We start from the raw sequence: 20,663 nt of genomic DNA, 5'->3' as shown, positions 1-20,663 counted from the left end.
CAACGCTCAGATGAGCGGATCTTGGGCGGTTCCACTTCTCCAAGGGGTGGCACTGAGTGCCATGTCATGATCGTTCATCGATCGAACTCAAACGTGGCGAATGGCGCTCAGGTGAGCGGTAAGAGTGTGCCTCGGGGGTTCATTCGTTCAAGAAGTGAAAACACCAGCCGTCGGTCGCTTGCCAAGCCTTGACTTTCGATCCGCTGGCGGACGAGTGGTTACAGGCGCATGACGCGCAAGTGGACGTACCCAGGTGCCTTTGATCTGGGTACATTCCTCGCCGTCAGGGCAGCCACCGCGTCCTCGAGGAGTCGAGACCCGTGTCGGAAAACAAAGAACCTCAGGTAACGAACGCGCCGAAGTTCGTTTACGACTTCACCGAGGGCAACAAGGACCTCAAGGACCTCCTCGGCGGCAAGGGTGCCAACCTCGCCGAGATGACCAACCTGGGTCTCCCGGTCCCTCCCGGCTTCACCATCACCACCGAGGCGTGCAAGACCTACCTCGACAGCGGCGAGGAGCCGACGGCACTGCGTGACGAGGTGAGTGCGCACCTCGCCGCCCTCGAAGAGAAGATGGGCAAGAAGCTCGGCCAGGCCGACGACCCCCTCCTCGTGTCGGTCCGCTCCGGAGCCAAGTTCTCCATGCCCGGCATGATGGACACGGTCCTCAACATCGGCCTCTCCGACAAGTCGGTGCAGGGACTGGCCCAGCAGGCCGGCGACGACCGCTTCGCCTGGGACTCCTACCGCCGCCTGATCCAGATGTTCGGCAAGACCGTCCTGGGCGTCGACGGCGACCTCTTCGAGGAGGCCCTCGACAAGGCCAAGCAGGCCAAGAAGGTCACGGTCGACACCGAGCTGGAGGCCGCCGACCTCAAGAAGCTGGTCACCACCTTCAAGAAGATCGTCAAGAAGGAGGCCGGCCGGGACTTCCCGCAGGACCCGCGCGAGCAGATGGACCTCGCCATCAAGGCGGTCTTCGACTCCTGGAACGGCGAGCGCGCCAAGCTCTACCGCCGCCAGGAGCGCATCCCGCACGACCTGGGCACCGCGGTCAACGTCTGCTCCATGGTCTTCGGCAACCTCGGCCCCGACTCCGGCACCGGCGTCGCCTTCACCCGCGACCCCGCCTCCGGCCACCAGGGCGTCTACGGCGACTACCTCCAGAACGCCCAGGGCGAGGACGTCGTCGCCGGTATCCGCAACACCGTCCCGCTGGCGGAGCTGGAGTCGATCGACAAGAAGTCGTACGACCAGCTGATGCAGATCATGGAGACGCTGGAGAACCACTACCTGGACCTGTGCGACATCGAGTTCACCATCGAGCGCGGCCAGCTGTGGATGCTCCAGACCCGCGTCGGCAAGCGCACGGCGGGCGCGGCCTTCCGCATCGCCACCCAGCTCGTCGACCAGGGCCTGATCGACGAGGCCGAGGCCCTGCAGCGCGTCAACGGCGCCCAGCTCGCCCAGCTGATGTTCCCCCGCTTCGACGAGGACGCCAAGGTCGAGAAGGTCGGCCGGGGCATCGCGGCCTCCCCGGGCGCGGCGGTCGGCAAGGCGGTCTTCGACTCGTACACCGCCGTCAAGTGGTCCCGCTCGGGCGAGAAGGTCATCCTGGTGCGCCGCGAGACCAACCCCGACGACCTGGACGGCATGATCGCCGCCGAGGGCATCCTGACCTCGCGCGGCGGCAAGACCTCCCACGCGGCCGTGGTCGCGCGCGGCATGGGCAAGACCTGTGTCTGCGGCGCCGAGGAGCTGGAGGTCGACACCAAGCGCCGCCGGATGACCGTGCCCGGCGGGCACATCGTCGAGGAGGGCGACGTCATCTCCATCGACGGCTCCTCCGGCAAGGTCTACCTGGGCGAGGTCCCCGTCGTGCCGTCGCCGGTCGTCGAGTACTTCGAGGGCCGCATGCACGCGGGCGCCGAGGACGCCGACGAGCTGGTCGAGGCCGTGCACCGCATCATGGCCTTCGCCGACCGCAAGCGCCGGCTGCGGGTGCGCGCCAACGCCGACAACGCCGAGGACGCGCTGCGCGCCCGCCGGTTCGGCGCCCAGGGCATCGGCCTGTGCCGCACCGAGCACATGTTCCTCGGCGACCGGCGCGAGCTGGTGGAGCGGCTGATCCTGGCCGACACCGAGGCCGAGCGCGAGGAGTCGCTGAAGGAGCTGCTGCCGCTCCAGAAGCAGGACTTCGTCGAGCTGTTCGAGGCGATGGACGGCCTCCCGGTCACCGTCCGCCTCCTCGACCCGCCGCTGCACGAGTTCCTGCCCGACATCACCGAGCTGTCGGTGCGCGTCGCGCTCGCCGAGTCCCGCCAGGAGCCGCACGAGAACGAGCTGCGCCTGCTCCAGGCCGTGCACCGCCTGCACGAGCAGAACCCGATGCTGGGCCTGCGCGGCGTCCGTCTCGGCCTGGTCATCCCCGGCCTGTTCACCATGCAGGTGCGGGCCATCGCCGAGGCGGCGGCCGAGCGCAAGGCCGCCAAGGGCGACCCGCGCGCCGAGATCATGATCCCGCTCGTCGGCACCGTCCAGGAGCTGGAACTCGTCCGCGACGAGGCCGATCAGGTCATCGCCGAGGTCGAGGCGGCCACCGGCGCCAAGCTGAAGCTCTCCATCGGCACGATGATCGAGCTGCCGCGCGCCGCGCTGACCGCCGGCCAGATCGCCGAGGCCGCCGAGTTCTTCTCCTTCGGCACCAACGACCTCACCCAGACCGTGTGGGGCTTCAGCCGCGACGACGTGGAGGCCAGCTTCTTCACGGCCTACCTGGAGAAGGGCATCTTCGGCGTCTCCCCGTTCGAGACCATCGACAAGGACGGTGTCGGTTCCCTGGTCGCCGCCGCCGCGAAGGCCGGCCGCGAGACCCGTCCCGACCTGAAGCTCGGCGTCTGCGGCGAGCACGGCGGTGACCCGGAGTCCGTCCACTTCTTCCACGAGGTCGGCCTGGACTACGTCTCCTGCTCCCCGTTCCGCATCCCGGTGGCGCGGCTGGAGGCGGGCCGGGCGGCGTCGCAGTCGAAGGGCAGCGACCACCGGTAGGACCCCGAGAGGGGCGCGATGCCCCGGAGCCGCCGTCTGTCACCCGACCACCCTCACCGATCGGCGGCGGCTCCGGTTCACGGAAAGAGGCGGCACCCTTGTGCGGGGGTGCCGCCTCTTCCGTCGTCCCGCGTTTCCCCGCGCGTCAGCCGGCGCCGTCGCTGCGGCGGCGGCGCGTGGCCAGCAGCAGCCCGCCGCCGGCCAGCACGACGGCCGCGCCGCCCGCCGCGATGTACGGCGTGGTGTCGTCGCCGCCGGTCTCGGCGAGGTCGGTGCCCTGGTCCCCGGCGGCCTGCTCGCCACCGCCGGAGCCCTCGGCGTTCCCGTCGTTCCCGGAGCCGGCCCCGGCGTCCGAGTCCTTGCCGTCCGAGTCCTTGTCGCCCGCGTCCTTGTCGTCGGCGGGCACGAAGTCCGCGGGCGGCTTGTCGCAGCCGACGCCGTCCTTGTCGCGGTCGAGGTGCTCGCCGTAGTGCTCGTCGCCCTTCTTGATGTTGGAGTACCCGGCGTCGTACGCCTCGGTGCAGTTCTCGAACGGGTGGTTGCCGTCGTGCGCCTGGGCGGCGGTGGGCAGGGCGGCCAGGGCCACCGCGGCCAGGGCGACGGCGGCGGGCTTGCGGAGCAGCTTCATCAGGAGTCCCGGGAATGGTGTGGTGGAGCGGACGTGAGGTGACGAAGCTATTGAGGTGAGCGGGGTGTGGTGGAGATATGAAGGACTCGTGATGGGAACGTGATGTGACCGGACGGTAGCTCTCCGCTGTCTCCCGGCTGCCCGCCGGCGGGCTACGCCCGGAACGGCCCGCGCACCTCGTAGGTGATCCCGCCGGAGGAGCTGCCGCTCGTGCCCCGCTGGCTGGAGAAGTACAGCCGGGTGCCGTCCGGCGAGAAGGCGGGGCCCGTGATCTCCGAGCCGGACTGGCCCTCGACGCGCAGGAAGGGGGCGATCACGTCGCTCGGCGTGATCACGCAGATCTCCATGGTGCCGCCGTCCTCGGCCACGAACAGGTCGCCCGAGGAGCTGCCGGTGACGTTGTCCACGCCGGTCAGCGGGGCCGTGCCGGACGTCACCAGGGAGTCGTCGTAGGCCAGCTCGATGGTGCGGGCCGCGGCGTCGTACTGCCAGACGCGGTTGTCGCCCTTGGTGGTGAACCAGCAGGTGTCGTCCGCGTAGTAGCAGCCCTCGCCGCCGTTGAACCGCTTGGCGCCCGAGACCTGGTTGCGGGTGGCTGTGGCGCCGGACGGGTCGGGCACCTTCGCCCAGGTGACCGGTCCGCTGGTGCCCGAGCCCGCGACCAGCACCTCCAGCGTGCCGGCGGACAGGTCGCCCCAGGTGGTGGGACGGAAGCGGTAGAAGCAGCCGTCGCTGACGTCCTCCGTCAGGTAGACGGCCTCGCGGACCGGGTCGGCCGCCGCCGCCTCGTGCTTGAAGCGGCCCATGGCGTCCCGCCGCACCGCCGCCTTCACCCCCCACGGGTCGGTCTCGTAGACGTACCCGCGGTCCACCTCCTCGCAGGACAGCCAGGTGTTCCACGGCGTCCGGCCGCCCGCGCAGTTCTGCCGGGTGCCGGAGAGCACCCGGTACGCCGACGTGATCGTCCCGGTGGAGGAGAACTTCACCGCGCTCGCCCCGCCGGAGGGGTTGATCTCCGAGTTGGAGACGTAGATCCAGCCCGTGCCGTCCGCGTAACAGGCGCCGCCGTCCGGAGCGTTGTGCCAGGTGTACGAGGTGCCCGCGACCTTCTGGCCGGAACGGGCGATCACCCTGCTGGTGAAGCCCGCGGGCAGCCGGATGCCGTTGGCGTCGGGCGCCCCGAGCGCCCCGTACGGGCCGCTGCCGGGCTGGGCGGGGGCCGCGTGCGCGGCACCGCGCCACAGGGCTCCGCCGAGCACGGCAGAGCCGCCGACGACGGCCGTGCGCAGGAGGGTACGACGTTCCACTGCTGCCTCCGGGTGTCCTGACCGGGGCCCGCCGCCGGACGGCGGCGGGAGCGTGCGGCTACGGACCCTAGAGCGGCCTCATTGACGGTGCATGGACAACTAATGACGGCTGGGCGGCGCGCGCCCTCAGCGGTCCACGGCCACCACGGTGAACCGAAACCGACAGGACACCGACAGGACGGCGGGGCCTACACCGCCTTCACCTCGTAGGTCCGCACCCGCACCGACTCGTCGTCCAGGCACACCCCGGTCGCCAGGTCGAAGCGCTGCTTGAGCAGCGGGGAGGCGACGAAGGGGCGGCCCCGGTGGGTGCCGGTCAGGCCGCGGGAGAGGACCGCGGCGCCGGTGAACGGGTCCCGGTTGTCGATGGCGTACAGCTCGCCGCTCCGGTCGCGGAACAGGGCCACCTGGCCGCCGTCGGGCAGCAGGGCCGCCACGCCCCGGCCCGGGAGCAGGGCGCCGAGGTCGCAGGCCGTGAACCAGTCGTCCGCCAGCCGCAGCAGGACCTTCAGGTCGGTCGTCTCGGGTGCCAGGGTCATCGCCGGGTGCTTCCTTCCAGGAGGTCGAGGTCGTCTTCCGCGGGGCGCCGCAGGCCGATGTCCAGCAGCGGCAGGTCGGGCTTGATCTGGTCGCGCTCGGGCACGAAGCCCACGACCGGGTCGGGGGTGTCGGGCGCGTTCACGAAGGACACGAACCGGGCCAGCTTCTCCGGGTCGTTGACGGTCTCGGCCCACTCGTCGCGGTAGTGCGAGACGTGGGCCCGCATCAGGGCCTCCAGCTCGTCGCAGATGCCGAGCGAGTCGTGCACGACGACGTCCCGCACGTGGTCCAGGCCGCCCGGGATGCGCTCCAGCCAGGTGGAGGTGCGCTCCAGCTTGTCGGCGGTGCGGATGTAGAACATCAGGAACCGGTCGATCAGGCGCACCAGTTCGGCGTCGGACAGGTCCTGCGCGAGCAGGTCCGCGTGGCGCGGGGTGGCGCCGCCGTTGCCGCCGACGTAGAGGTTCCAGCCGTTGGCCGTGGCGATCACCCCGAAGTCCTTGGACTGGGCCTCGGCGCACTCGCGGGCGCACCCGGAGACCGCCGACTTCAGCTTGTGCGGGGACCTCAGCCCCCGGTAGCGCAGCTCCAGGTCGATCGCCATCCGCACCGAGTCCTGGACGCCGTAGCGGCACCAGGTCTGCCCCACGCAGGACTTCACCGTGCGCAGCGACTTGCCGTACGCGTGCCCGGACTCGAAGCCGGCGTCCACCAGCCGCGCCCAGATCATCGGCAGCTGCTCGACGCGGGCGCCGAACATGTCGATGCGCTGACCGCCGGTGATCTTCGTGTAGAGCCCGAAGTCCCGGGCGATCTCGCCGATGATGATCAGTTTCTCCGGGGCGATCTCGCCGCCGGGGATGCGCGGCACGACGGAGTACGAGCCGTTCCGCTGGAGGTTGGCCAGGAAGTGGTCGTTGGTGTCCTGGAGGGCCGCCTGCTCGCCGTCCAGGACGTAGCCGCTGGCGCCGATGACCGGGGCGAGGGAGGCGATGATCGAGCCGACCGTCGGCTTGCAGACCTCGCAGCCGTCGCCGCCCCGGGCGCCCTCGCGGCCGTGCCGGTCCAGCAACTCCCGGTAGGAGGTGATCCGCAGGGCGAGGACGATCTCGTACAGCTCCTCGCGGGTCTGCGCGAAGCAGCCGCACAGGCCCTTGTCGACCTCGACGCCGCTCGCCTCCAGTTCCGCGGTGACCAGCTGGCCCAGCACCTTCAGGCAGGAGCCGCAGCCCGTGCCGGCCTTGGTGCACTTCTTCACCTCGGGCACGGTCGTGCAGGAGTGCTCCGTCACCGCGCCGCGGACCGTGCCCTTGGAGACGTTGTGGCAGGAGCAGATCACCGCGTCGTCGGGGAGGGCGGACGGGCCGAGCTGGGCGGGCGCCCCGGCTCCGGCGGGCAGCACCAGGGACTCCGGGGAGACCGGCGGGACCGATCCGGTGAAGGCGCGCAGCGTGCCGTAGGCGTCCGCGTCACCGACCAGGATGCCGCCGAGCAGCGTGCCGTCGCGGGCGACGACCAGCTTCTTGTACAGCCCCGCGCGGGAGTCCGAGTAGACGACGTCCAGGCAGTCCTCGGCGGTGCCGTGCGCGTCGCCGAAGGACGCCACGTCGACGCCGAGCAGCTTCAGCTTGGTGGACAGGTCGGCCCCCGTGAAGGACGCCTCCCGGTCCGCGATGGTGGCGGCGGCGGTCTCCGCCTGCTCGTACCCGGGCGCCACCAGCCCGTACACCCGGCCGTCGGCGGCCAGCGCGCACTCGCCGATCGCGAACACCCGCTCGTCGGTCACCGTGCGGCACTGCTCGTCGACCGTGATGCCGCCGCGCTCGCCGACCGCCAGTCCGCAGTCGCGGGCCAACTGGTCGCGCGGCCGGACACCGGCGCTGAACACGACGAGATCGGTGGCCAGTTCGGAGCCGTCGGACAGCTTCATGCCGGTGACGGCGCCCGTCGCCCCGTCGACCACGATCTCCTGGGTGCCGACGCCCGTGTGGACGGACAGGCCCATGCCCTCGATGGTGCGCAGCAGGGCCGCGCCGCCGCCCTCGTCGACCTGGACCGGCATCAGGCGCGGGGCGAACTCCACGATGTGCGAGGTCAGCCCGAGCCCCTTGAGCGCGCCGGCCGCCTCCAGCCCCAGCAGCCCGCCGCCGACCACCGCGCCGGTCGTCGCGGTCTTCGCGTACTCCTCGATGGCGAGCAGGTCCTCGATCGTGCGGTAGACGAAGCAGCCCTCGGCGTCCTTGCCGGGCACCGGCGGCACGAAGGGGTAGGAGCCGGTGGCCAGCACCAGGACGTCGTAGCCGACGACCAGACCGGAGCGGGCGGTCACCGTGCGCGCCGCGCGGTCGACGCTCTCGGCCGGGTCGCCGACGCGCAGCTCGATGCCGTGCTCCTCGAGGAAGGCGAGGTCGGTCATCGACAGGTCGTCGGGGGTCTTGCCCGAGAAGTACGAGGTGAGGTGGACGCGGTCGTAGGCCGGGCGCGGCTCCTCGCACAGCACCACCACGCGGTGGGTGGCGGTCAGGCCGCGCTCGGCGAGCGCCTCCAGGAAGCGCTGGCCGACCATGCCGTGGCCGACGAGGACGATGGTGGGGGTGGGCCCCGGGGCGGTGGTCATCAGGAGCCTCCGTCATGGGTGAGCAGGTGGAGCAGGGGGCCGCCGTCGGACGGGAGCGGCTCTGCTCCCTCCCAGGCGCGCGCGAGCGCGCCGACGGTGCCGAGTTCGCCGACCAGGACCCCGCCGACCAGCCGGTCGTCCCGGACGACGACCTTGCGGTAGGTGCCCCGGGTGGCGTCGGCGAGCTGCACGACGTCGTCGCCGGGGCGGGGGTCGGTCTCGCCGAACGCGGCGAGGTCGAAGGGGCTGTCGGGTCCGGTGAGGGTCAGCCTGGTCAGGGAGCGGGTGCCGGTGTAGCGGGCGGTGGTGCCGTCCCCGGCGAGCAGTCCGGCGAGCGCGCCGGCCTGCTCCAGGGCGGGGGCGGCGAGCCCGTAGACGCGTCCCGCGTGCTCGGCGCAGTCACCGATGGCGCGGATGTGCGGGTCGTCGGTGCGCAGCTCGTCGTCGACCAGGACGCCCCTGCCGACCTCGAGTCCCGCCTCCCGCGCCAGCCCGACCCGCGGGCGGACCCCGCACGCCAGGACGACGACGTCGGCGCCGAGCGCGTACCCGTCGGCCATCTCCACCGACCGCACCGCGCCGCCGACGCTCCGCACGTCCCGCACCCGGCACTCGGTGTGCACCTCGACGCCCAGGTCCTCCAGGTGCCGGCGCACGAGCGCGGAGGCGGCCGGGTCGAGCTGGCGTTCCATGAGCCGCTCGGACTGCTGGGCGAGGACGACCTGCGCGCCGCGCACGGCCAGCGCGCGGGCGGCGGACACCCCGAGCAGCCCGCCCCCGATCACGACCGCCCGCGTTCCCGGCCGCAGCGCCTTGGACAGGGCCAGGCAGTCGTCCATCGTCCGGAAGGCGTGCACGCCCTCGGGCAGCTCCCGGTCCGGGGTGAACAGGCCGCGCAGCGGCGGCAGGACGGGGTTGGAGCCGGTGGCCAGGACGAGCGTGTCGTATGCGATCACGGAGCCGTCGGCGCAGCGGACGACGCGCCCGGCCCGGTCGATCCCGGTGACCCGGCCGCGCAGCAGCCCGGCCGGCGCGGGCAGGGCGACCACTTCGGGGCCGTACCGTCCGGCCAGCACCTCGGCGAGCAGCACCCGGTTGTACGGGCGGTGCTCCTCGTCGCCGACGACCAGCGCGGGCGTGCCCAGCTCGGCGAGCCGACGGGCGAGCGTGACGCCCGCGAGTCCGGCGCCGATCACCACCACACGCGTATTCGAGGTCATGGCGTCGAGACTGCGGTGCGGGTGTTACCCGGTGGCATCGCGACTGTTTCCCACGGGGAACGCTGCCCTCAGCGGGTGCGGGGGAGGGGTGTGAGGGCCTTCCGCTGGGCCGGTGGCCGTGCCCGGGGCGGGGCCGGACGGCCCGGCAACCTCAGAAGTCCCTCATCTCGATGGACGGCACATCCATCCCGTCCATAGGGTCACGATCATGCCCGACATAACGCTGACCACGGTCGTCCTGCTCTGTCTCGCCGCGCTCGCGGCCGGCTGGATCGACGCCGTGGTCGGCGGCGGCGGGCTCCTGCTGCTGCCCGCGCTGCTGCTGGGCCTGCCCGCCGGGACACCGGCCGCGCACGCGCTGGGCACCAACAAGGCGGTCGCCATCGTCGGCACCACGGGCGCGGCGGTGACGTACGCCCGCAAGGCCCCCGTGGACGTCGGCACCGCCGTGCGCATCGGCCTGGCGGCGCTCGCCGGATCGTCCGGCGGGGCCTTCTTCGCGGCCGGGATGAGCACCGAGGTGCTCAAGCCCGTGATCATGGTGGTGCTGCTGGCGGTCGCGGCCTTCGTGATCCTGCGCCCCGCCTTCGGCACCGCCCCCGCCGCCGGCCCCGCCACCCGCCGCCAGACCCTCGCCGCGATCGGCCTCGCGGGCCTCGGCATCGGCTTCTACGACGGGCTCATCGGCCCGGGCACCGGCACCTTCCTGGTGCTGGCCCTCACCGCCGTCCTCCACCTGGACCTGGTGACCGCCTCCGCCACCGCCAAGATCGTCAACTGCTGCACCAACGCCGGCGCCCTGGCGATGTTCGCCTGGCAGGGCGCGGTGCTGTGGCAGCTGGCCGCCCTGATGGCCGTCTTCAACCTCGCGGGCGCCACCCTCGGTGCCCGCACGGCGCTGAAGCGGGGCAGCGGCTTCGTGCGGATCGTGCTGCTGACGGTGGTGTTCGCGCTGGTGGCGAACCTGGCGTACGAGCAGTGGATCGCCTAGCGGGTCTCAGCGGCTGCCGGTCAGGTGCGCGAAGACCACGACGTTGCCCTGGTAGCCGGTGCTCCGCGAGTAGGCGCCGCCGCAGGTGATCACGCGCAGTTCCGGCCGGTCCGCGGCGCCGTACACCTTCTCGTCGGGGAAGTCCTTCGCCGCGTACACCTCGACCGCGTCGACCGTGAACACCGCGACGCCGCCGTCGCGCCGGTCGACCTCGATCACCGAGCCCTTCTCCAGCGCGCCGAGCCGGTAGAAGACGGCGGGACCCTCGGCGTTGTCGACGTGCCCGGCGACGATCGCGGTGCCGGTCTCGCCGGGGGTGGTGCCGGCCTCGTACCAGCCGGCGAGGCCGGCCTGCTCGGGCGGCGGCACGTCGAGGCTGCCGGACGGTGTCAGCCCGAGGCCGGTCGTCGGGGCGTCGACGCCGATCGCCGGGATGCGGACGCGTTCGGGCGGCGAGGGCGGCAGCGCCGGTGCCGCGGGCGCCTGACCGGCCCGTCCCGCGCCGGTGCGGGCCTGCGCGGCCGACGGCTGCGGCGGGGCCTCGGTGCCGGCGGCGTCGAGCAGCAGCCACACCCCGCAACAGAGGGCCGTCGCGGTGACCGCCGCTATCGCGGAGTTGCCGACCCTGCGCATGACGCGACCCCTCTCCCTCGGGTCCCTCGGGGGGTTCCCCTGCCCCCTCCGGGCCGCGAGGGGCGTCGGACCCGGAGGGGGTGGGGAAGTGCGGTACCGGCGGACGGGCAGCGGAGGGTGCCCGTCAGATCCCGTCGCCTCTCGCCCGGCGATGCAGGAGCCAGGTACCGCCCGCGGCGGCGACGGCCAGAGCCGCCACACCGGCCGCGGTCTGCACGGGGTCGGAGCCCAGGGCGCCGCCGACCCCCGTCTTCACGCTTCCTCTGGGGTGCACCTGCTCACGGGCGGCGGTCAGCGTGACCACCAGGTCACCCGCCACCCGCTTGCCGCTCCCGCCACAGGTCGCGACGATCTCGTACGTGCCCGGCTGCGCGCTCGGCGGCACCTGGAAGCCGCCGGTCGTCTCGCCCTCCCGCGCGCCCGGCGCCAGCGGGAACTCACCGGCGCCCACCGCGCTGGCGTCGCCCGCCGCCGCGCCGTCCTCGCCGCACGCGGTCGTGTGCACCGTGGCCCGTTCGCCCGGTACGACCGAGGCGGGACGCACCTCCAGGCCACCGGTGGCCCGGGCGTCCCCGGCGTACGCGGGTGCCGGGGAGGCGAGGCCGACGGCCGCGACGGCGAGCGCGGTGCCGGTCAGCAGGCGGGCGGTACGTCGCATCGGTGCTCCTTCGAGCTGTTCGGTGGCCCCTGCCCTACCGAGGAAAGTGGCACCCGGCACGGTCCGCTCCCCGAGAGCGGGCCGCGGATGGGACGAACGGGTGTCGCCCGCGCTCCCGGCACCCCCGGGCTGGACGCCGTTCGGGCAGGTCACGGGCGCGCCGGGGGCGCACCCGGGGGAAGTTGCGCGGGTGCGCCGCCCGCGCGTGTGAACGGGTGACCGTGCCGCCGAACGGGACCGCCCCGGCTCCCCGGCGGCAGAGGGCGCCGGGGAGCCGGGGCGGGGCGGGGGCCCGCGTCGCGCGTCAGCCCACGTTCACCGCGCTCCAGGCCGCCCCCACCGCGGCGTACTCCGGGCTGTCGGCGCCGTACAGGTCCTCCGCCGCCTTCAGGGTGGCCGTGCGGGCGCCCGCGTAGTCGGTGGAGGAGGTCATGTAGACCGTCAGCGCCCGGTACCAGACGTCGCCCAGCTTCTCCCGGCCGATCCCGGAGACGGTGGAGCCGTCGCAGGTGGGGGAGTCGTAGCGCACGCCGCCCACCTCCTTGGCGCCGCTGCCCTCGGCCAGCAGGTAGGCGAAGTGGTTGGCGATCCCGGAGGAGTAGTGGACGTCGAGGTCGCCCGCGGTCGTGCTCCAGCAGTCGGCCGAACTGCCGTCCCGGCTCGGCCGGTCCATGCGGCGCAGGGCGTCGCGGCCGAAGCCGGGGCGGACCACCTTCTCGCCGATCAGGTAGTCCCCGGGGTCGGTGGCGTTGTCCGCGTGCCACTCCACCAGCGCGCCGAAGATGTCGGAGGTCGCCTCGTTCAGCCCGCCGGACTCGCCCGAGTACGTCAGCGCCGCCGTCGACGAGGTCACGCCGTGCGTCATCTCGTGGGCGGCGACGTCCAGCGAGACCAGCGGACCGAAGGTCGTCCCGTCACCGTCGCCGTACGTCATGCAGAAGCAGCCGTCGTCCCAGAAGGCGTTGTTGTACCGGGTGCCGTAGTGCACGCGGTTGTACGAGCCCTTGCCGTCGCCGGCGATGCCGCTGCGGCCGTGGACGTCCCGGTAGTAGTCCCAGGTGACGTCGGTGCCGTACTGCGCGTCCACCGCGGCCGACGCGCGGTCGTCGGCCGTGCCCGTGCCCCAGTGGTTGTCGGCGTCGGTGAGGACGGTCGAGGGGGCGCGGACCAGGCAGACGCCGAGGACGCACAGGTCGGTCCGGTTCTGGGCGTCACCGGTGTACGTGCCGCCGCGCGTCGGGTCCTTCAGCTGGTACGACGACCCGGACGGCGTGGTCCGCAGCGGCACCGTGCCGCCGTACAGCGACTTCCCGTCGCCCTCGGCCGCCGACTCCAGCGCGTCCCAGGCGTCGATCCGGGCGCCGGTGCCCGCGTCGGTCAGCACGGTGCGCGCGACCGGGTTGCCGAGGGGGTCCAGCGCGACGGCGTTCGTCCGCCAGGCCAGCCTGGGGGCGCCGTGCAGGGCGTCGACGACCAGCTCGGGCTCGGCGGTGAGCCGCTTCAGCGACGCGCCCGGGTGCGCGGCGCGCAGGGCGGTCGCGGCCAGGTCGGCGGCCCGGGGCGCGGACAGGCCGGGGGTGACGGTGGGCAGGGAGACGGCCGCCCGGGTCGCCCGGTCGGCACCCAGGTAGCCGCCGTCGGGGGCGAGGTGGACGACGAAGTCGCCGCCCAGGACGGGAAGTCCGCGGTAGGTGCGGTCGTAGCGGACGTGCTGGGTGCCGTCCGCGTCGACGACGACGTCACGGACCTCGGTCTCCTGGTCCGGTGTCAGACCCAGGGCGGAGGGCCGGTCCGCGAGGACCGCGGCCGCGTGGTCGACGGCCGCGGCGGGGGTCGGGCGGCCGGCGGCGCCGGCGGTGGGGGCGAGCCCGGCGACCAGGAGGGAGGCGGCGGTGGCGCTGACGGCGGCGGTGGTGAGACGGGAACCGCGGACGGGCCGTATTCGGCTCATCGGTCTCCTCGGAGAAGGCGCGTGGGGGAGCGCGGGGACACGTGGGGGGTGGGGGTGGGGGTACTGACTGGGATTCAAGGGCCCCCGAACATGTCATGTCCATAGCGCGCACGTGGAGATCGTGAGGGGAGTGAATGACCCTCGTGGACGCCGAGCCCGATGCCGTCGACCGGCTGGAGGAGTACGTGCTCGGAGACCCGCGCCACCTCTACGACCGGGGCGCCCGGCATGTCGTACGGGACGCCGACGGCGCATCCGTCCGCGCCCGGGTCCACCTCGCCGCCGCGGCCGTCGCCGCGAGGCCGCGCGCCCGCGCCGCGCCGATCGAGGGCGGCGGGTGGCGGATCACCGACCGGTGACCCCCGTGGCCGGGGTCCCTACCGCGCCTCCACCGCCTCCACCGCCTCCACCCGCACCGCGCACACCTTGAACTCCGGCATCCGGGACGTCGGGTCGAGCGCCGGGTTGGTCAGCGTGTTGGCACGGCCCTCGCCCGGCCAGTGGAAGGGCATGAACACGGTGTCGGGCCGGATGCCGGGGGTGATGCGGGCCGGAGCCACCGCGCGCCCGCGCCGCGACACGACGGCCACCGGGTCGCCCTCGGCCGCCCCGAGCCGCGCCGCCAGCCGCGGGTGCAGCTCCACGAACGGGCCCGGCGCGGCGGCGTTCAGCTCCTCCACCCGCCGGGTCTGCGCCCCGGACTGGTACTGCGCCACCACCCGCCCGGTCGTCAGCAGCACCGGGTACGCGTCGTCCGGTTCCTCGGCGCTCGGCCGGTGCGCGACGGGGGCGAACCGGGCCCGGCCGTCGTCGGTGGCGAAGCGGTCGAGGAAGAGCCGGGGAGTGCCCGGATGCCGGTTGGCCGCTTCAGTGGCCTCATCCGTCGGCGCCGGACACGGCCAGAACACCCCGTTCTCCTCCGCCAGTCGCCGGTAGTCGATCCCGGAGTAGTCCGCAGGACCACCCGCGCTCGCCCGGCGCAGCTCGTCGAAGACCTCCTCGGGCCGGGTCGGGAACCCCTTCTCCACGCCGAGCCGGCCGGCCAGCTCGTGCAGCACCTCCAGGTCGCTGCGGACACCCTCCGGCGGCGTGATCGCGCGCCGCCGCAGCAGCACCCGTCCCTCCAGGTTGGTCGTGGTCCCCGTCTCCTCCGCCCACTGCGTCACCGGCAGGACCACGTCCGCCAGCGCCGCCGTCTCGGAGAGCACCACGTCGCACACGGCCAGGAAGTCCAGCGACCGCAGCCGCTCCTCGACGTGCGCCGCGCGGGGCGCCGACACCACCGGGTTGGACCCCATCACCAGCAGCGACCTGATGTCCGTGCCCAGCGCGTCCAGCAGCTCGTACGCGCTGCGCCCCGGGCCCGGCAGCGAGTCCGGGTCCACGCCCCACACCCCGGCGACGTGCCGCCGCGCCGCCGGATCGGTCAGCTTGCGGTAGCCCGGCAACTGGTCGGCCTTCTGCCCGTGTTCCCGCCCGCCCTGCCCGTTGCCCTGCCCCGTCAGGCAGCCGTACCCGGACAGGGGCCGCCCGGCCCTCCCGGTCGCCAGGCACAGGTTGATCCAGGCGCCCACCGTGTCCGTCCCCTTGGCCTGCTGCTCGGGTCCGCGCGCGGTCAGCACCATCGCCGCCCGGGGCGCGCAGAACAGCCGCACCGCCTCCCGAAGTTCCGGAACGGACACCCCCGTGATCCGCTCCACGTACTCCGGCCAGTGCGCCATCGCCGCCGCCCGGGCGTCCTCCCAGCCCGAGGTGCGCTCCTCGACGTACTCCTCGTCCACCCGCCCCTCGGCGACGACCAGGTGCAGCATGCCCAGCGCGAGCGCCAGGTCGGTGCCGGGCCGGGGCGCGAGGTGCAGGTCGGCCTGTTCCGCGGTCCTCGTCCGGCGCGGGTCGACGACGATCAGCGTGCCGCCGTTCTCGCGCAGCTCGGTGAAGTAGCGCAGGGACGGCGGCATGGTCTCCGCCGGGTTCGACCCGACGAGGATCACGCAGCCCGTGCGCGGGATGTCCTCCAGCGGGAACGGCAGCCCCCGGTCGAGTCCGAACGCCTTCGTGCCGGCCGCCGCCGCCGACGACATGCAGAACCGGCCGTTGTAGTCGATCTGCGAGGTCCCCAGCACCACCCGGGCGAACTTCCCCAGCGCGTACGCCTTCTCGTTGGTCAGCCCGCCCCCGCCGAACACCCCGAGCGCGTCCGCGCCGGACCGGGCCCGCGTCCGGGCGAGGTTCCCCGCGATCCGGTCCAGCGCCTCGTCCCAGCCCGCCGGCACCAGCACGCCCTCCTCCGACCGCACCAGCGGCGAGGTCAGGCGCGCACCCGGCGCGAGGACCGCCGGCGCCGTCCGCCCCTTGCCGCACAGGGCACCCCGGTTGACGGGGAAGTCCACGCGTTCCGACACCTCGACGGTCCCGCCCTCGACGGGCGTCAGGTTCATCCCGCACTGCAGCGCGCAGTACGGGCAGTGCGTGGGCGTGGGCGCGGCGGTGTTCTGCATGCCGCCAGCGTGCGACGCGCGTGTTACGCGTCCGGGCGGTCGTGCGTTACACCGCCGCGTCGGTGACCTCCCCGCCGCCCGCCGGCCGCCGTGAGGGCCGTGTCACCGGTTCAGCGCGCGCCGGCCAGGGCCCGCTCCACGCCGGGCTCCCTCGGCCCCAGGAAGCGCGGGTCCGGCTCGAAGAGGGCGTCCAGCGCCGCCTTGCCCGCCGCGAGGACCTCCCGCGCGCCCCCGTAGTACCAGGTGAGGTCGTGCCGGTCGTCGACCCCGACGCCGTACGACGCCACACCCGCCTCCTCGCACAGGGCCACCGCCCGCCGGATGTGGAAGCCTTGGCTGATCAGGACCGCCCGGTCCACGCCGAAGATCTTCTTGGCGCGGACACAGGAGTCCCAGGTGTCGAAGCCCGCGTAGTCGCTGACGATCCGCCCGTCGGGCACCCCGTGCCGGACCAGGTACGCGCGCATCGCGTCGGGCTCGTCGTACTCCTCCCGGCTGTTGTCCCCGGTGACCAGGACCACCTCGACCCGGCCCGCGCGGTACAGGCTCGCCGCCGCGTCCAGCCGGTGGGCGAGGTACGGCGACGGCTCCCCGTCCCACAGCCCCGCCCCGAACACCACGGCGACCTCGGTGCGCGGCACGTCCGCCGTGGTGTGCAGCCGGTCGTCCGTCACCAGGCGCAGCCACGCGCCCGGCAGCAGCGCCAGCACGCACCCGGCCACCACCGCCCGCACCAGCCGTCGCCGTCCCTTCCGGGTGCGTGGTAGGCGCGGTACGCGAGGTCTCCAGCGGCGCATCGGTGTCGGTCCCCTCCCCGGTCGTCCCCTGACCCCAGGGACGCCCGGACGCGTCCGCCGGTTCACCGGCCGCTCACACGCACCGCCCGGCGCCGCGTGAACCGCCGGAAAACACCCGTGACATCCGCGCAACGGGGAGGCAACGTCCGGCCGCCACCCTCGACCCATGACGGCGACGACACCGATGGGCCGGACCACCGGCACGGCGACCCCCGGCGGCACCCCCGCCCTGGTCGTCGTCGCCCACGGCAGCCGCGACCCGCGCGCCCTGAGCACCGTGCGCGCCCTGCTCGACCGGGTCCGCGCCCTGCGCCCCGCCTTGCCGGTGCACCTCGGCCACATCGAGCTGAACGCCCCGCTGCTCCCCGGCACGCTGGCCGCGCTCGGCCACCGGGAGGCGGTCCTCGTCCCGCTCCTCCTCAGCCGCGGCCACCACGTCAAACGGGACATCCCGGAGACGGCCGCGGCCTCCCCGGCCCGCACCCGCGTGGCCGCCCCGCTCGGCCCGCACCCCCTCCTCGTGGACGTCCTGCACGACAACCTCCTGGAGGCCGGCTGGCCCCTCCACGCCCCCCGGGACGCCGCCGTCGTCCTCGCCGCCGCGGGCTCCCGCGACCCGGACTCCCGGACCGACACGGACCGTACGGCGTCGCTCCTGGCCGCCCGCCTCGGTGTCCCGGTGGTCCCGGCGTACGCCTCGGCGGCGGCCCCGACGGTCCCGGAGGCCGTGCGCACGCTGACCGCCCGGGGCTACCGCAACATCGCCGTCGCCTCGTACTTCACCGCCCCCGGCCGCTTCGCGACGGAGTGCGCGGCAGCGGCCCCCTGGATCGCGTCGGCCCCGCTGGGCACCCACCCGGCGATGGCCCGCCTGCTCCTGCACCGCTACGACCGAGCACGCGCCCTCGGCGGCGAGAGCGACCCGCCCACAAGGGCGCACAGGCCCGCGCAAGCGGCCATGGCCCACGCCGCACCCGCGAGCGGAGCCCACCCGGCCCACGCCTAGGCGACCCGCCTGTCACACCTTCCGCTTACTGTTCATGACATGGAAGGCACCGCACCCCCACCCTCGTACGACTCCGCTTCAGTGGCCCGCTACGCCCCCGAACCCGACAAACGCCCCGGCCGCACCGCCTTCCAGCGCGACCGCGCCCGCATCCTGCACTCCGCCGCCCTGCGGCGCCTGGCCGGCAAGACGCAGGTCGTGGCGCCGGGGGAGGGGAGCCCCGTCTGGGACGCCAGCCCCCGCACCCGCCTCACGCACTCCCTGGAATGCGCCCAGGTCGGCCGCGAACTCGGCGCCGCGCTCGGCTGCGACCCCGACCTCGTGGAAGCGGCCTGCCTCGCCCACGACCTGGGCCATCCGCCCTTCGGCCACAACGGCGAACAGGCGCTGAACGAGTTCGCGCGCGACTGCGGCGGCTTCGAGGGCAACGCCCAGTCGCTGCGGCTGCTCACCCGCATCGAGCCCAAGCGGTTCACCGAGACCGGCTCCGTCGGCCTCAACCTCACCCGCGCCACGCTCGACGCGGCCACCAAGTACCCCTGGCCGCGGGGCGCCCACCCCACCGAGCCGGCCTCACCCAAGTTCGGCGTGTACGACGACGACCGGCCCGTCTTCGCCTGGCTCCGCGAGGACGCCCCCGGGGCCCGCACCTGCTTCGAGGCGCAGGTCATGGACTGGGCCGACGACGTGGCGTACTCCGTGCACGACGTCGAGGACGGCCTGCACGCCGGCCACATCGACCCGAACTGCCTGCTCGCCGACCCCGAACGCGAGGCGGTCTTCGAGGCCGCCGTCGGACGCTACGTCCCCGCCGGCACCGACCACGCGGAACTCGCCGCCGCCCTCGACCGCCTCCTCGCCCAGGACTGGTGGCCGCACGGCTACGACGGCTCCGCCACCGCCCAGGCCCGCCTCAAGGACGCCACCAGCCAGCTCATCGGCCGCTTCTGCCTCGCCGCCGAGGCCGCCACCCGGGCCGCCTACGGCGACGGCCGGCTCACCCGGTACACCGCCGAGCTGGTCGTCCCCCGCGAGACCCGCATGGAGTGCGCCGTCCTCAAGGCGGTCGCCGTCCGGTACGTGATGCAGCGCACCGAGCAGGAGCGGCTCCGCGCCGACCAGCGCGTCGTCGTCGCCGAGCTGGCCGAGGCGCTCACCGCCCGCGCCCCGGACGGACTCGACCCCCAGTTCCGCGCCCTGTTCGACGCGGCCCCCGACGACCGGGCGCGCAAACGGGTGATCGTCGACCAGATCGCCTCCCTCACCGACGCCTCGGCCCGTTCGCTTCACGCCCGTCTGACGGGGCATCCATGAGACTGGCGGGACAGGAGTGACCCGACGGGCCGGGAGCGCGGGAAACAGCGCCCCGGGTGGCCTGATCGGGCCACTCCCTCTTCCCGCGCCACGCCGCGTGCGGGACGCTCGCATGTGGCGGCACCCTGACGAGGAGGCAGACAAGTGGTCGACGCGGATCAGACATTCGTCATCGTCGGAGGCGGCCTGGCGGGCGCGAAGGCGGCCGAGACGCTCCGCGCCGAGGGGTTCACCGGCCGGGTGATCCTCATCTGCGACGAACGCGACCACCCCTACGAGCGCCCGCCGCTGTCCAAGGGCTACCTCCTCGGCAAGGAGGAACGCGACAGCGTCTTCGTCCACGAGCCCGCCTGGTACGCCCAGCACGACATCGAGCTGCACCTCGGCCAGACCGTCGTCGGGATCGACCGCGTCGCCAAGACCGTCCACTACGGCGACGACGGCACCCGCGCCGGGTACGACAAGCTGCTCATCGCGACCGGCGCCGAGCCCCGCCGCCTCGACGTCCCCGGCACCGGCCTCGCGGGCGTCCACCACCTGCGCCGCCTCGCCCACGCCGAACGCCTCAAGGGCGTCCTCGCCTCCCTCGGCCGGGACAACGGCCACCTGGTGATCGCCGGCGCCGGCTGGATCGGCCTGGAGGTCGCGGCGGCGGCCCGCGAGTACGGCGCGGAGGTGACCGTCGTGGAGCCCGGGCCGACCCCGCTGCACGGCGTCCTCGGCCCCGAGCTGGGGTCGGTCTTCGCCGAGCTGCACGAGGCGCACGGCGTGCGCTTCCGCTTCGGCGTGCGGCTGGCCGAGATCGTCGGCCAGGACGGCATGGTGCTGGCCGCCCGCACCGACGACGGCGAGGAGCACCCCGCGCACGACGTGCTCGCCGCCATCGGCGCCGCCCCGCGCACCGCGCTGGCCCAGGCGGCGGGCCTGGAGATCGCCGACCCGGAGCACGGCGGCGGCATCGTGGTCGACGCGGACCTGCGCACCTCCGACCCCGACATCTACGCCGCCGGCGACGTGGCCTCCTTCCACCACGCCCTCTTCGACACCCGTCTGCGCGTCGAGCACTGGGCCAACGCCCTCAACGGAGGCCCGGCCGCCGCCCGCGCGATGCTCGGCAGGAGCCTCGCCCACGACCGCGTGCCCTACTTCTTCACCGACCAGTACGACCTGGGCATGGAGTACTCCGGCTGGGCGCCGCCCGGGTCCTACGACCAGGTGGTGATCCGCGGCGACGCGGCCAAGCGCGAGTTCATCGCCTTCTGGGTGAAGGACGGCCGGGTGCTCGCCGGGATGAACGTCAACGTGTGGGACGTCACGGAGCCGATCCAGCGGCTGATCCGCTCGCAGGCCCGGGTGGAGACGGAGGCGCTGGCCGACCCGCACGTCCCGCTCGAGAGCCTCGTCGCCTAGCCGGCGCACCCCCGCCGGGCCGCGATTCCCGGGAAGGCGGCCC

The 20,663-nt window shown here is 73.8% G+C and carries 16 protein-coding genes; 6 read left to right on the top strand and 10 right to left on the bottom strand.

Annotation, left to right across the window (positions count from 1 at the left end; genetic code table 11):
- The first annotated feature begins 320 nt into the window (after window positions 1–320).
- Window positions 321–3,050 (top strand): pyruvate, phosphate dikinase, encoded by a 2,730-nt coding sequence (ppdK, locus tag ACFZP7_RS11810; protein ID WP_019326365.1) that lies wholly within the window; start codon window positions 321–323, stop codon window positions 3,048–3,050.
- A 145-nt stretch (window positions 3,051–3,195) separates the two neighbouring features.
- On the opposite strand, the gene ACFZP7_RS11805 is transcribed toward ppdK, so the two are convergent.
- The 5 genes from ACFZP7_RS11805 to ACFZP7_RS11785 form a co-directional block, all read right to left on the bottom strand.
- Window positions 3,196–3,678 carry an LAETG motif-containing sortase-dependent surface protein gene (locus ACFZP7_RS11805; RefSeq protein ID WP_385634373.1) on the bottom strand — a complete coding sequence of 161 codons (483 nt, stop codon included), beginning with the start codon at window positions 3,676–3,678 and terminating at the stop codon, window positions 3,196–3,198.
- 152 nt (window positions 3,679–3,830) lie between these two features.
- Window positions 3,831–4,985, bottom strand: coding sequence for an alkaline phosphatase PhoX (locus ACFZP7_RS11800; RefSeq protein WP_030972437.1), 1,155 nt, complete (start codon window positions 4,983–4,985; stop codon window positions 3,831–3,833).
- A gap of 188 nt (window positions 4,986–5,173) precedes the next feature.
- Window positions 5,174–5,524 carry a nitrite reductase small subunit NirD gene (gene nirD / locus ACFZP7_RS11795; RefSeq protein WP_030972435.1) on the bottom strand — a complete coding sequence of 117 codons (351 nt, stop codon included), beginning with the start codon at window positions 5,522–5,524 and terminating at the stop codon, window positions 5,174–5,176.
- Window positions 5,521–8,142, bottom strand: coding sequence for a nitrite reductase large subunit NirB (gene nirB, locus ACFZP7_RS11790; RefSeq protein WP_385634372.1), 2,622 nt, complete (start codon window positions 8,140–8,142; stop codon window positions 5,521–5,523). Before nirB ends, nirD begins: the two co-directional genes overlap by 4 nt.
- Window positions 8,142–9,362, bottom strand: a complete 1,221-nt coding sequence (locus ACFZP7_RS11785) for an NAD(P)/FAD-dependent oxidoreductase (RefSeq protein WP_385634371.1) — start codon at window positions 9,360–9,362, stop codon at window positions 8,142–8,144. The genes nirB and ACFZP7_RS11785 overlap by 1 nt, the downstream gene beginning before the upstream one ends.
- A 208-nt stretch (window positions 9,363–9,570) precedes the next feature.
- Between ACFZP7_RS11785 and ACFZP7_RS11780 the strand changes: the two genes are divergently transcribed.
- Complete coding sequence (locus tag ACFZP7_RS11780) at window positions 9,571–10,353, top strand: TSUP family transporter (protein WP_109203007.1); 783 nt, start codon at window positions 9,571–9,573, stop codon at window positions 10,351–10,353.
- 6 nt (window positions 10,354–10,359) lie between these two features.
- On the opposite strand, the gene ACFZP7_RS11775 is transcribed toward ACFZP7_RS11780, so the two are convergent.
- The 3 genes from ACFZP7_RS11775 to ACFZP7_RS11765 form a co-directional block, all read right to left on the bottom strand.
- Complete coding sequence (locus tag ACFZP7_RS11775; protein ID WP_031014620.1) at window positions 10,360–10,986, bottom strand: class F sortase; 627 nt, start codon at window positions 10,984–10,986, stop codon at window positions 10,360–10,362.
- Between the two features lie 124 nt (window positions 10,987–11,110).
- Window positions 11,111–11,644 carry a hypothetical protein gene (locus ACFZP7_RS11770; RefSeq protein ID WP_355514122.1) on the bottom strand — a complete coding sequence of 178 codons (534 nt, stop codon included), beginning with the start codon at window positions 11,642–11,644 and terminating at the stop codon, window positions 11,111–11,113.
- Window positions 11,645–11,948: 304 nt separating this feature from the next.
- Window positions 11,949–13,595, bottom strand: coding sequence for a M4 family metallopeptidase (locus ACFZP7_RS11765; protein ID WP_385634370.1), 1,647 nt, complete (start codon window positions 13,593–13,595; stop codon window positions 11,949–11,951).
- Window positions 13,596–13,729: 134 nt separating this feature from the next.
- On the opposite strand from ACFZP7_RS11765, the gene ACFZP7_RS11760 reads away from it, so the two are divergent.
- Complete coding sequence (locus ACFZP7_RS11760; protein WP_385634369.1) at window positions 13,730–13,954, top strand: hypothetical protein; 225 nt, start codon at window positions 13,730–13,732, stop codon at window positions 13,952–13,954.
- 18 nt (window positions 13,955–13,972) lie between these two features.
- Here ACFZP7_RS11760 and ACFZP7_RS11755 read toward each other — a convergent pair whose 3' ends face one another.
- Window positions 13,973–16,093 carry a molybdopterin oxidoreductase family protein gene (locus ACFZP7_RS11755; protein WP_385634368.1) on the bottom strand — a complete coding sequence of 707 codons (2,121 nt, stop codon included), beginning with the start codon at window positions 16,091–16,093 and terminating at the stop codon, window positions 13,973–13,975.
- A 110-nt stretch (window positions 16,094–16,203) separates the two neighbouring features.
- Window positions 16,204–16,890, bottom strand: coding sequence for a vancomycin high temperature exclusion protein (locus ACFZP7_RS11750; RefSeq protein WP_127439736.1), 687 nt, complete (start codon window positions 16,888–16,890; stop codon window positions 16,204–16,206).
- 166 nt (window positions 16,891–17,056) lie between these two features.
- Here ACFZP7_RS11750 and ACFZP7_RS11745 point away from each other — a divergent pair, with 166 nt between their 5' ends.
- The 3 genes from ACFZP7_RS11745 to ACFZP7_RS11735 all read left to right on the top strand — a co-directional run bounded on the left by ACFZP7_RS11745 (window position 17,057) and on the right by ACFZP7_RS11735 (window position 20,620).
- Complete coding sequence (locus ACFZP7_RS11745; protein ID WP_385634367.1) at window positions 17,057–17,896, top strand: sirohydrochlorin chelatase; 840 nt, start codon at window positions 17,057–17,059, stop codon at window positions 17,894–17,896.
- A 39-nt stretch (window positions 17,897–17,935) separates the two neighbouring features.
- Window positions 17,936–19,210 carry a deoxyguanosinetriphosphate triphosphohydrolase gene (locus ACFZP7_RS11740; protein ID WP_029393533.1) on the top strand — a complete coding sequence of 425 codons (1,275 nt, stop codon included), beginning with the start codon at window positions 17,936–17,938 and terminating at the stop codon, window positions 19,208–19,210.
- Between the two features lie 144 nt (window positions 19,211–19,354).
- Window positions 19,355–20,620, top strand: a complete 1,266-nt coding sequence (locus ACFZP7_RS11735) for an NAD(P)/FAD-dependent oxidoreductase (protein WP_031014633.1) — start codon at window positions 19,355–19,357, stop codon at window positions 20,618–20,620.
- Window positions 20,621–20,663 lie beyond the last annotated feature (43 nt).

The organism is Streptomyces sp. SudanB5_2050 (assembly GCF_964272335.1).
Classification (GTDB): domain Bacteria; phylum Actinomycetota; class Actinomycetes; order Streptomycetales; family Streptomycetaceae; genus Streptomyces; species Streptomyces rochei.
The sequence above is the reverse complement of the archived record's forward strand: the minus strand, read 5'-3'. Positions and strand labels throughout refer to the sequence as shown.